Source organism: Parabacteroides sp. Marseille-P3160 (genome assembly GCF_900162725.1).
Classification (GTDB): domain Bacteria; phylum Bacteroidota; class Bacteroidia; order Bacteroidales; family Tannerellaceae; genus Marseille-P3160.
In genome coordinates this window covers 3,895,308-3,907,896 of sequence record NZ_LT799418.1, presented here as the reverse complement: position 1 = coordinate 3,907,896, position 12,589 = coordinate 3,895,308, and the positions used below count along the sequence as shown (strand labels likewise).

9 protein-coding genes are annotated in these 12,589 nt (G+C 51.7%); 2 read left to right on the top strand and 7 right to left on the bottom strand.

The genetic code is table 11. The features are described 5' to 3' along the window. The first annotated feature begins 45 nt into the window (after positions 1–45). A complete protein-coding gene (locus tag BQ8014_RS15765) occupies positions 46–1,830 on the top strand; it encodes an oxaloacetate decarboxylase (protein WP_080905190.1) in 1,785 nt (594 codons plus the stop codon). Between the two features lie 190 nt (positions 1,831–2,020). After that, positions 2,021–3,289, top strand: a complete 1,269-nt coding sequence (locus BQ8014_RS15760) for an MFS transporter (protein ID WP_080905189.1) — start codon at positions 2,021–2,023, stop codon at positions 3,287–3,289. A gap of 8 nt (positions 3,290–3,297) precedes the next feature. Here the strand turns inward: BQ8014_RS15760 and BQ8014_RS15755 are convergent, their stop codons facing one another. From BQ8014_RS15755 to BQ8014_RS15725, 7 genes are all read right to left on the bottom strand, one after another. Next, on the bottom strand, positions 3,298–6,168 hold the full coding sequence (locus BQ8014_RS15755) for a PD-(D/E)XK nuclease family protein (RefSeq protein WP_080905188.1): 2,871 nt from the start codon (positions 6,166–6,168) through the stop codon (positions 3,298–3,300). Positions 6,169–6,174: 6 nt separating this feature from the next. Continuing rightward, a complete protein-coding gene (locus tag BQ8014_RS15750; RefSeq protein WP_080905187.1) occupies positions 6,175–7,068 on the bottom strand; it encodes an RluA family pseudouridine synthase in 894 nt (297 codons plus the stop codon). Positions 7,069–7,130: 62 nt separating this feature from the next. Beyond that, on the bottom strand, positions 7,131–8,216 hold the full coding sequence (gene gcvT, locus BQ8014_RS15745; RefSeq protein WP_080905186.1) for a glycine cleavage system aminomethyltransferase GcvT: 1,086 nt from the start codon (positions 8,214–8,216) through the stop codon (positions 7,131–7,133). A gap of 207 nt (positions 8,217–8,423) precedes the next feature. Continuing rightward, complete coding sequence (locus BQ8014_RS15740; RefSeq protein WP_080905187.1) at positions 8,424–9,317, bottom strand: RluA family pseudouridine synthase; 894 nt, start codon at positions 9,315–9,317, stop codon at positions 8,424–8,426. A 62-nt stretch (positions 9,318–9,379) separates the two neighbouring features. Then, on the bottom strand, positions 9,380–10,465 hold the full coding sequence (gcvT, locus tag BQ8014_RS15735; protein ID WP_080905186.1) for a glycine cleavage system aminomethyltransferase GcvT: 1,086 nt from the start codon (positions 10,463–10,465) through the stop codon (positions 9,380–9,382). A 17-nt stretch (positions 10,466–10,482) separates the two neighbouring features. Beyond that, positions 10,483–11,709 carry a peptidase T gene (gene pepT, locus BQ8014_RS15730; protein WP_080905185.1) on the bottom strand — a complete coding sequence of 409 codons (1,227 nt, stop codon included), beginning with the start codon at positions 11,707–11,709 and terminating at the stop codon, positions 10,483–10,485. 82 nt (positions 11,710–11,791) lie between these two features. Next, positions 11,792–12,589: NAD(P)H-hydrate dehydratase (locus BQ8014_RS15725; RefSeq protein ID WP_080905184.1), on the bottom strand; the 798-nt coding region annotated here is incomplete at its 5' end.

Here is a 12,589-nt window from a genome sequence, read left to right as displayed (position 1 = left end):
TAAAGGACACAACCGAATACTATAAAAACACATTATTTTCATACTATGGGACGAGAAATAAAATTAAGTTTAGTCTATCGCGACATGTGGCAGTCTTCAGGGAAATACCAGCCGCGCGTCGATCAATTAGTGCAAATCGCTCCGGCAATCATCGATATGGGATGTTTTTCCCGTGTAGAGACTAATGGCGGCGCATTTGAACAAGTCAATTTGCTGTATGGCGAAAATCCGAACAAATCGGTTCGCGCATGGACGGCTCCATTTCATAAGGTAGGTATACAGACGCATATGTTGGAACGCGGGTTGAACGGGCTTCGCATGAATCCGGTGCCCAAGGATGTGCGCCGGCTGATGTTCAAGGTAAAGAAAGCGCAAGGCACGGATATCTCCCGTTCATTCTGCGGATTGAACGACCCGCGGAACCTGGAGCTTTCCGTCAAATATGCCAAAGAAGCGGGAATGATTTCGCAGGCCGTACTTTGTATCACTTCTTCCCCGATTCACACTATCGAATATTACCTGGGTTTTGCCGATAAGTTAATTGAATTCGGAGCGGACGAACTCTGTCTGAAGGATATGGCCGGTATCGGCCGCCCTGTTTTCCTGGGAAAACTGACCAAGGCCTTGAAAGAGCGGCATCCGGATATTCCAATTCAGTATCACGGGCATACCGGCCCCGGCTTTTCGGTCGCTTCCATGCTGGAAGTGGCCCGTGCGGGAGTGGATTACCTGGATGTAGCCATCGAACCGCTTGCCTGGGGAATGGTGCATCCGGATGTCATCACGATCCAGGCGATGTTGAAAGATGCCGGATTCACTGTTCCGGACATCAATATGAAGGCTTATATGGAGGCGCGTGCGCTTACCCAGTCGTTTATCGACGACTTTCTGGGCTATTTCATCGATCCATCCAATAAAGTCATGAGCTCTCTGCTCGTAGGATGCGGATTGCCCGGAGGTATGATGGGATCTATGATGGCAGACCTCAAAGGGATGCATCCGGCCGTCAACATGGCGTTGCGGAACAACGGAAAGCCCGAAGTTTCGATCGATGAGTTGGTTGTCCAGCTCTTTTCCGAAGTCGAATATGTTTGGCCGAAGCTCGGTTATCCTCCATTGGTTACGCCGTTCAGCCAGTATGTGAAGAATATCGCTTTGATGAATCTTTTCGCTCTGGCGCAAGGGCAGCCCCGTTTCTCCAATATTGATAAAGACAGTTGGAATATGATTCTGGGCAAGATGGGAAAACTCCCCGGCAAGCTGGATGACGAAATCATCCGCCTGGCCAAAGAGAAAGGCCTGGAATTCTATACCGGTAATCCGCAGGATGAATATCCCGATGCGTTGGAGGCTTACCGGAAAGAGATGGATGAGAAAGGCTGGGAATATGGGGAAGACGATGAGGAATTGTTCGAACTGGCCATGCACGACCGGCAATACCGCGACTATAAGTCCGGCATCGCCAAAGAGCGTTTCCTTGCCGACCTGGAAAAGGCCAAGGAGAAAGCAGGCACTCCGATTGTCGTCAAGCGCGAAGTCGTGGAGGTTCCCCGCTTCGATGCGGCAGCCATCCAGGCAAAACATCCGGACGCCAAGCCGGTACAGTCACCTGTCAACGGACAGATCTTGTGGCAGGTAGACGTTACGGGCGCCCCTTCGACGGCTCCGGTGGCCGGTACTCCGTTCAAGGAGGGCGATACGCTTTGTTTCATTCAGACGACTTACGGATTCGAGCCGGTGAAGACATTGGCCTCCGGCAAGATCCTTCAGATAGAAACCAAACAAGGGGAACGGGTTCGGAAGAACCAGGTACTGGCTTATCTGGAATAAAGATCTGATCATGATTCCATATTAACTTGTCCTGCATGGCGACTGATGCTCATGCAGGACATTGTTTTTATTACCGTTTTTGCTTTCATTCAGTTTATTTAGTGTTTGCTTCTCCCGAATATTCGCATAAGATCGATAAATTTGCACCTTCAAAAAAGAGGTTTTGGAAATTCGTAAGAAATAAGGCAATATGGGGTATGAACGGGTAGATGTAGACGTGAAAATTGAAGCGGTCAGGCCGAAGCTATGGACAGCGAGTTTCTGGAATGTGTGCATTTCTAATTTTCTGATGGCTTGCTCCTTCAATCTCCTGATGCCTTCCATTCCGCTATATATTACGGAAGTATTATATATTCCGCAGACGAAAACCGGTGTGATCCTGGCTTCCTACGCCCTTGCACTGATGTTCGTCCGTCCCTTTTCCGGTTACTTCGTCGACTTGCATTCCCGCAAGAAAACGCTTCTTATCGGGTTTGCCTGCTATGTTCTTGTCTTCCTGGGCTATTTCCACCTGTCGTCCCAGGCTGTCTACCGGTTCGCGCATTCGGTTTTGAACGCTCCATGGACGATATATGCCGTGACGATCGGCGTTTTTATCTTTGTCCGCTTCCTTCACGGGATTACCTGGGGCATTTCCACCGTATCGTCCAGTACGTTGGCGATCGATGTCGTTCCGTCGGCCCGCCGTGCGGAAGGAATCGGATATTATGGAACCTTTATGAATGTCGCGATGGCTATCGGTCCTTTCTTAGCTATTCATATTTACCAGACCTACGGATTCGAAAGGCTTCTGTTTTGTGCTATAGGGATGGGGCTGCTGGGCGTTTTCTCGGTATCACTGATCAAAGCGCCCGAACGTCCGAAGGGGGAGAAGGGGAAATTGTCCTTCGACCGGTTCTTCCTGACCGGCGCCTGGCCGATTTTTCTCAATCAGCTTTTACTCTGTTTTTCATGGGGGACGATCGGCCCGTTTGTTGCCCAGTACGGCAAGCAGATTGACATAAAGAACCCGGGTATCTTTTTTCTGTTCTGGGCGAGCGGAATCATGATTTCACGTGTCTTTTCCGGGAAATTAGTAGACCGGGGGTATATCCATCATGTCAACCAGGTAGCCATGGGAATCGCCGTGATCGCTTTTTGTGGCTTTGCCTTGATTCATAATATCTTTTATTTCTGCCTATCGGGACTGGCGATCGGCATCGCTTTCGGTATGATGTTCCCGGCTTTGCAGACGCTTTATATCAATATGGCGCCGAATAACCGGCGGGGAACGGCCAATTCGACCTACTTGTTGGGATTTGACCTCGGGTTGGCATTGGGGATGCTGGTCGGAGGTTATATTACCGGCATCTTCTCTTTTGAATCCTTATATCTGGTCGATTCTTCCCTTTGCCTGCTGGGCATCCTTTATTATACTGTGATTTCCCGGCCGCTTTATGAAAGAAAGCGATTGAGATAGTCATTCCTTTATTTCCCGCAAATACCTGCGAACGGGCAGTAGGCGCACGCCTTGCCGGTCGGCGTTTGGACAAAGGGCGTCGTCGCATCGAAGATCTGATCCAGGCAAGTACGCAGTCCGGCTTCAAATTCCGGGCGCAGGGACGAAAAGTCGGAGACCTGTTCCTTCTGCCGGTCGATCTGTTGGTAGACGGCCGGGTCGAAGGAAGGGGAGAAGAGCGTGCGCATATAGTAGATCGTCGGTTGAAGCGCCTGTCCTTCGCGTAATCCATCGTACATCCAGGCATACATAAAGACCTGCATGACTGCTTTGGAGCGCATTTTCTCCGAAAGGTCGAACAGGCTTCCGACCGAGGAGAAGCGAGTCATTCCCGCCCCGGTTTTATAATCCACAATTCGGAGGCGATCCTCCACCTCGTCGATCCGGTCGATGAATCCCTTTAGTTGTATGGGTGTTCCGTCCGTCAGGAGGAACTCCTTGTTCACCCGCTTTTCGGATTCGATATACCGGAAAGGCGTTTGTTTGCAGTCGTTCTCGATAATTTTCATGACATATTTACGGATCATTTCGCCGATCAGATAGTTCTGTCCCGTCAGCGGTTTGATCGTTTTCGATTGGAAGAAGACTTCGGCAAAAGCCCGTTCCAGTGTGCGGGTCAGCAAGGCCGTGTTTTTTAGGATCCCTTGCAGCAGATCGGCCGTGACCCATTGGCCGCAAAGCCGCTGGTAGAGCAACTCCATTACCTTGTGCAGGATACTTCCGAAGAGGCTGCTTTCGATGGTTTCGTTCACTTCCTCCTCTTCCCGGATATCCTCTATTACCGAAAAATAGAACTTTAGCGGACAATCCAGATAAGTATTGATTGCACTGGCGGAAAGGGCGCGTGGCCCGCCCCGATGGAACGCCTCCAGCTTGTGCCGGATCACGTCGGTTTTTTCTACCGTAATCGGCGGCACTTTCGAAGAGGATACCTGATAGACGACCAGGCGATCCCGTATCGGCAGGTGGTAGTGATAGCGCAGTTGATGCACAAAGCGGCTCACTTCGCCGGTCTGCAGCCCGTTTGTGCGGGTGTCATACAGCAGGCAGATTTGCTTGGCCCGGTAGATGAGCCGGTAGAAATGATAGGCCCAGACGCTGTCCTGGTGCTCATAAGTCGGAAGGTCGAATCCGCGGCGCAGGTTATAGGGAATAAACGAATTAGCGCCCTTTTTGGCAGGAAAGATGCCTTCGTTCATGGAGAGGATGATCAGGCGGTCGAAGTCAAGCGCCCGCGTTTCAAGCACTCCCATGATCTGTAAACCGGACAAAGGTTCGCCTTGGAAAGGAATGCTGATCGTGTCGGTTACCCGCTTCAATAAACGGAAATAGGTATCGATCGTCATCACGATCTTTTCTTGCCGGATCAATTCCCGCAGGCGGTTTACCGTCGTATAGTAATGATAAACAAACTCCTGCTCCAGGTCGTCCATCCGCTGCACTTCCTCTTCTTCGGGAGAGTCGGCCGACATCCTCCGGTTCAGCTCTTTTAACAGGGAAATCAGGTAGTCCGACAGTTCGTCGACTCCTTGCGGAGTCGCGAAAAGCAAGGATAATAAGGGCGTTTTCCCCAGTTCCGACGAATGGATATAGACCCGGTTCCGTTCCGTGATGTCCTTGGCTAACCGGGAAGCCGTTTCCGGATCGGCGGAGGAAATATACCGGTGGTTCAATACGGGCAAGACATCCCGGAAATAGAAAGCCGCTTCCCCGTCCGTATAACGCACGTTTTTCTGCAAGGCAAGGATGTATTCCATCAATGAAGCGATAGGCGTCCCCGCCAGCGGATACCCCATCGTCACGTTGATCCGCCGGATCTGTTCCGGAATCGAATGCAAGACCGGAATCAAGAGCTGCTCGTCGGGAAGGACGATCGCCGTACGCAGCGCTTCCTCTTCTTCCATGCCGGTCTCCCCGCACCATTTTTCCAGCAGGCTGTACACTTGCTTCGCTTGTCCGATCCTCGAAGGGATCTGGATCAGATCGATTTCGGGAGAGGGAAGCGGTGTTTCCCGTTCGGGCAAAGGATGGGCCGAAGGGAAAGCAGAGAGGTTATACCGGGAGAAATGGGAAGCGCGGTTCTCCGGATCCGCAGCCATCGGAGAGTCGTAGTCCCAATAGAAATCGGCAATGCCCTGCTTTTGCAGAAGATTCAGCAGCGTTTTCTCTACTTCCGAAAGGGCGTTCAGGCCGACAAATACGATTTTAGGGTAGGGGAGATCGCAGGCGCCCGTCTCCTTCAGGTGTTCCACCACTTCCCGGTAGATCATTCCCTCGTATCCTTGCCCCTCTTCCGACAAGGCCGAACGGAGGTCCGTATATAAATCGTAAAGGATCTCCCAGACGGCTAAAAACTGTTGCTGTCCGGGGTTTTCGCGTTTCGGTTGGAAAGAAGACCAGAACGAACGGATGGCTGCAATTTGTTTCTCATTCAGGAATCCGAAATCAGTTTCGATCCGCCGTAAATCCGTCACATTCGAAAACAGCATCCGGGCATTCGCCAGATATTTATCGACGTCGTCAAAGTCATTGAGCAACATCTCTCCCCAGTAAAGGAATTCGTCGAAACTTTCGGTCGAACCGCTCCGGCGGATATAAGAGCCATATAACAGGAATAACATCCGGATGCGATCGGCGGGTTGCTTGCCGCTCAGCCGGTTGAAAAGATCGTTGATCGTTAGGATTGTAGGAGAGAAGACCGGTTTGCCGGCGATCTCCGACAGGTATTTACGAAAAAACAAACCGGCGCGCCGGTTGGGGAAGACGAAAGCCAGTTGATAGACCCGGGAGCCGTACTCCCGGTAAAAAACGGATGCTACCTGGTATAAGAACGGTTTCATTCACTGTTATTTCATCAACTCCTGCATTTTCTTCGGTATAGGGGACTTGAATTCCATCCGTTCCTTAGTGCCCGGATGTATGAAGACCAGTTCGTTTGCATGCAGCGCCATCCGCTTGATCGGATTGATCTCCGAGCCATATTTCTTGTCGCCGACGATCGGGTGTCCTATCTGTTGCATCTGTACCCGTATTTGGTTCTTCCGGCCGGTCTCCAGGTCCAGTTGCAACATGGATAGCCACTCATTTGCCTTTATCGTCTTGTAGTGTGTAACCGCTTTCTGTCCGCCGTTATCGACCGGCGAAGAATGCATCACGAAATTCTTGTCTTCCCACAGCCAGCTCGTGATCGTCCCGTCGGCCGGCTCCAGGTTTCCCTCGATAATGGCGATATAGGAACGTTTCCGGATCGTGTAATCCCAAAATTTCTGCATCCGTTCCTGCACCTCCTGGTCTTTGGCAAAAACCATAAGGCCGGACGTATCCCGGTCAAGGCGGTGCAGTACGAATACCCGCGCATTCCGATCGTGCGACTTCAGGTATTCGCTGAGTATGCTGTAAGCCGTTTGCCGTTTCTCGGTATCGGTAGAGATCGATAATAATTTGGCTTCCTTGTCGACCACGATCAGGTCGGGATCCTCGTAAAGGATGGTCAAGCCCTTCAGTTTATTGGCGTTCGAGTTCGCGCTGAGTTTATGGATCGTCACTATGTCGCCTGCCTTTAGTTCTTCGTTGAATTGCGTAACGGCTTTTTCGTTTACCCGTACCACTTTATTGGCGAGCAGCGATTTGACGGCATTCCGGCTTTTCCTCACCTTTTGTTCCAATAAAAAAGCAAGTAATTCGCTTTTGGATTCTACCTTAAGCGTTTGCAATACGGCATCCTGATTTCTTCTTCTCATTCCACTTCTTAATTAAACGGCAAAGATAGGATAATTCGCGCAGGTTTTCGCCGAACTTATCCTTATTTACGGAAAGGCGCCTTCACGACTTTTGCCCGGAGGGGTTTATTCCTGACTACAATCGAAAGCTCCGTATCCGGAAGGGCGTATTCCGTAGGGACGTAGCCCAGTCCGATGCCGGCTTTCGTCAGGGGAGATATCGTGCCCGATGTTACCGTTCCGACGGTTTCTCCTTCCCCGTTCACAATCCCGTACCCGTGGCGCGGAATCCCCCGCTCCAGCAATTCGAAAGCGATTAGTTTGCGGCGGACTCCCTCCTTCTTTTGCTGTTCCAGCAATGCGCGGCCGGGGAAGTTCTTTCCTTCCGTGAATTTGGTAATCCATCCCAAGCCGGCTTCGAGCGGCGAGGTCGTGTCGTCCAGGTCATTTCCGTACAGGCAGAATCCCATTTCGAGGCGGAGGGTATCCCGCGCTCCCAATCCGACCGGGACGATGCCTTCGGGCGCTCCGGCTTCGAAAATCGCTTTCCATATCTTCGCTCCCTCTTCCGGGTAGAAGTAAAGTTCGAATCCCCCTGCGCCGGTGTAGCCGGTGTTGGAAATAATCACTTCCGGGACTCCCGCAAACTCACCGGTGGCAAAGGCGTAATAAGGAATGGCGGAAAGATCGACCGGCGTCAGCCGTTGTAATACCTGGATCGCTTTCGGTCCCTGCACCGCCAGTTGAGCCATCCGGTCGGATGCGTTCTCCAGTTCCGCTCCGGCGGCATTGTGGGTGTTACACCAGTTCCAGTCTTTTTCGATATTGGCGGCATTGACGACTAACAAGTATTTCCCATCCTCGTAATGGTAGACCAACAGGTCGTCCACGATTCCTCCCTTTTCATTTGGGAAGCAGGTATATTGCGCTTTGCCTATGGGTAGTTTGGATACGTCGTTCGTAGTGATATCCTGTAAGAATGAAAGCGCTGCCGGGCCTTTCACCCAAAACTCGCCCATGTGGGATACGTCGAACACGCCTACGCTATGGCAAACGGCCAAATGTTCGTTGATGATGCCGCTGTATTCGATCGGCATCATATATCCGGCAAATTCATGCATTTTTGCACCCAAAGCCATGTGGAAATCCGTAAAAGGTGTAGTCTTCATCTCTACTGTTTTCTTTTTTAATTATATTTTTTAGGTAATAACTCAATGATCTTGATNGACCGGTTTGCCGGCGATCTCCGACAGGTATTTACGAAAAAACAAACCGGCGCGCCGGTTGGGGAAGACGAAAGCCAGTTGATAGACCCGGGAGCCGTACTCCCGGTAAAAAACGGATGCTACCTGGTATAAGAACGGTTTCATTCACTGTTATTTCATCAACTCCTGCATTTTCTTCGGTATAGGGGACTTGAATTCCATCCGTTCCTTAGTGCCCGGATGTATGAAGACCAGTTCGTTTGCATGCAGCGCCATCCGCTTGATCGGATTGATCTCCGAGCCATATTTCTTGTCGCCGACGATCGGGTGTCCTATCTGTTGCATCTGTACCCGTATTTGGTTCTTCCGGCCGGTCTCCAGGTCCAGTTGCAACATGGATAGCCACTCATTTGCCTTTATCGTCTTGTAGTGTGTAACCGCTTTCTGTCCGCCGTTATCGACCGGCGAAGAATGCATCACGAAATTCTTGTCTTCCCACAGCCAGCTCGTGATCGTCCCGTCGGCCGGCTCCAGGTTTCCCTCGATAATGGCGATATAGGAACGTTTCCGGATCGTGTAATCCCAAAATTTCTGCATCCGTTCCTGCACCTCCTGGTCTTTGGCAAAAACCATAAGGCCGGACGTATCCCGGTCAAGGCGGTGCAGTACGAATACCCGCGCATTCCGATCGTGCGACTTCAGGTATTCGCTGAGTATGCTGTAAGCCGTTTGCCGTTTCTCGGTATCGGTAGAGATCGATAATAATTTGGCTTCCTTGTCGACCACGATCAGGTCGGGATCCTCGTAAAGGATGGTCAAGCCCTTCAGTTTATTGGCGTTCGAGTTCGCGCTGAGTTTATGGATCGTCACTATGTCGCCTGCCTTTAGTTCTTCGTTGAATTGCGTAACGGCTTTTTCGTTTACCCGTACCACTTTATTGGCGAGCAGCGATTTGACGGCATTCCGGCTTTTCCTCACCTTTTGTTCCAATAAAAAAGCAAGTAATTCGCTTTTGGATTCTACCTTAAGCGTTTGCAATACGGCATCCTGATTTCTTCTTCTCATTCCACTTCTTAATTAAACGGCAAAGATAGGATAATTCGCGCAGGTTTTCGCCGAACTTATCCTTATTTACGGAAAGGCGCCTTCACGACTTTTGCCCGGAGGGGTTTATTCCTGACTACAATCGAAAGCTCCGTATCCGGAAGGGCGTATTCCGTAGGGACGTAGCCCAGTCCGATGCCGGCTTTCGTCAGGGGAGATATCGTGCCCGATGTTACCGTTCCGACGGTTTCTCCTTCCCCGTTCACAATCCCGTACCCGTGGCGCGGAATCCCCCGCTCCAGCAATTCGAAAGCGATTAGTTTGCGGCGGACTCCCTCCTTCTTTTGCTGTTCCAGCAATGCGCGGCCGGGGAAGTTCTTTCCTTCCGTGAATTTGGTAATCCATCCCAAGCCGGCTTCGAGCGGCGAGGTCGTGTCGTCCAGGTCATTTCCGTACAGGCAGAATCCCATTTCGAGGCGGAGGGTATCCCGCGCTCCCAATCCGACCGGGACGATGCCTTCGGGCGCTCCGGCTTCGAAAATCGCTTTCCATATCTTCGCTCCCTCTTCCGGGTAGAAGTAAAGTTCGAATCCCCCTGCGCCGGTGTAGCCGGTGTTGGAAATAATCACTTCCGGGACTCCCGCAAACTCACCGGTGGCAAAGGCGTAATAAGGAATGGCGGAAAGATCGACCGGCGTCAGCCGTTGTAATACCTGGATCGCTTTCGGTCCCTGCACCGCCAGTTGAGCCATCCGGTCGGATGCGTTCTCCAGTTCCGCTCCGGCGGCATTGTGGGTGTTACACCAGTTCCAGTCTTTTTCGATATTGGCGGCATTGACGACTAACAAGTATTTCCCATCCTCGTAATGGTAGACCAACAGGTCGTCCACGATTCCTCCCTTTTCATTTGGGAAGCAGGTATATTGCGCTTTGCCTATGGGTAGTTTGGATACGTCGTTCGTAGTGATATCCTGTAAGAATGAAAGCGCTGCCGGGCCTTTCACCCAAAACTCGCCCATGTGGGATACGTCGAACACGCCTACGCTATGGCAAACGGCCAAATGTTCGTTGATGATGCCGCTGTATTCGATCGGCATCATATATCCGGCAAATTCATGCATTTTTGCACCCAAAGCCATGTGGAAATCCGTAAAAGGTGTAGTCTTCATCTCTACTGTTTTCTTTTTTAATTATATTTTTTAGGTAATAACTCAATGATCTTGATGACCGTTTCTCTGGCTTTTTCCAATGACCATACCGGCAGGTACTCGTACCGGCCGTGGAAATTCATTCCGCCGGCAAACAAGTTCGGGCAGGGTAAACCCATGAAAGACAGGCGGGCGCCGTCTGTTCCTCCCCGGATTGGCTTGACCTTCGGAGTTACTCCTGCGGTTACCATCGCCTCATAGGCCAATTCCACGATTTCCTTGCGGGGTTCCACCTTTTCACGCATGTTATAGTATTGGTCGCGCAGTTCCAGATGGGTGCTGCCCAGATGTTTTTCGTTCATCCGCTGCACCAGTGAATGGAGTAGTTCTTTCTTCTCTTCGAACAAGCTGCGGTTATGATCCCTTATAATATAGGAGAGCGTCGCTTCCTCTACCGATCCGGACATGTCTGTCAGGTGGAAGAACCCGTCATATCCGCTCGTATGCTCCGGACGGGCGTCCGTCGGCAGCCATCCGGCAAATTCGATCGCCAGCAGCGAGGCGTTCAGCATTTTGTCTTTTGCATATCCGGGGTGTACGTTCAGTCCGTTGAAACGGATCTTTGCTACGGCGGCATTGAAGTTTTCGTATTCCAGCTCGCCGATTTCCCCGCCGTCAACGGTATAAGCCCATTCGCAGCCGAACTTTGCCACATCAAAATGGTCGGCGCCTTCGCCGATCTCTTCATCCGGCGTAAAGCCGATGCGAACTTTCCCGTGTTCGATTTCCGGATGTTTCTTCAGATAATCCATCGCACTGATAATAGCTGCTACGCCGGCTTTGTCGTCTGCGCCCAAGAGGGTGTTGCCGTCGGTCACGATGATATCCTGCCCCTTATAATGGTTCAGTTCCGGAAACATCCGCGGGGATAGGACGATATTCTTTTCCTTGTTCAACACGATCTCCCCTCCCTTATAGGAAACGATGCGGGGGTTTACGTCTTTCCCCGACATATCCGGGCTTGTATCGAGGTGGGCTATAAAACCGATGGGCGGCACGCCCCTCCGTTTCGTATTGGCCGGAAGTGTCGCCGTTACATAACTGCGCTCGTCTATGGTGATCTCTTCCAGTCCGATCGCTTCCAATTCTTTCACTATTTCTTTCGCCAATACAAGTTGTCCGGGCGTGCTGGGCGTAACCTTTGTGTCCCCGTTCGATTGGGTTTCGTAGGAGACATATTTCAAAAAGCGTTCCAATACATTCATATCTTCTCTTTTTTATTTTTCCTATCTTATTAGGTGGCAATACGTGCTAAATATACGGATTTTTGATGAAAGGAAAGCGAACTTATTTGAGTTGTTTGAAAGCTTTGCCCAACATTCCGATAATATCGCCTGCGATCAGGCTTTCCTCCGAACCAGTGGCCGCCGCCAGGTCGCCGGCCGTGCCATGCAGGAAGACGCCGATGGCCGCCGCCGTTTCGGGAGGATAGCCTTGGGCCAGTAGCCCCAGGATAACTCCGGTCAGCACATCTCCGCTGCCGGCGGTAGCCATACCGGGGTTGCCCGTCGGATTAAAATAGATGTTTCCTTCGGGCGTGCAAATAGCGGTATAGGCGCCTTTCAGGACGATGCATATTTTGCGTTCCGAGGCGATGGCCTGCGCCTTCAGCAAGCGGTCGTAGGAGGTGGCGCTTTCCCCCGCGAAGCGGTCGAATTCTTTCGGATGGGGCGTCAGGATCGTGTATGGGGGGATATGGCTCCATATCTCTTTGTTGGAGGCCGCGATATTCAGCGCATCGGCATCCAGTACCAGCGGTTTCTTCACCGTTTGCAGCAGGCGGTCCAGCGCCGCCGCCGTATCCATGTGTTGGCCGAGCCCCGGGCCGGCTCCCACCGCATCGAAGGTATTCAAGTCGGGAACCGAGGTGAAAATATCCTTGTTCATATCGAGGTTGACCATCGCCTCCGGCAATGCCGTTTGCAGGATATAACCGCCGGAACGCGGTATATGGGCGGTCAGTAGCCCGGCACCGCTCCGCAGGCAGGCGCGCGCCGCCAGTACCGCCGCTCCCATCTTGCCGCTACTCCCGGCGATCAGCAGGGCGTGCCCGAAGATCCCCTTGTGGGCGAACCTGGGGCGGGG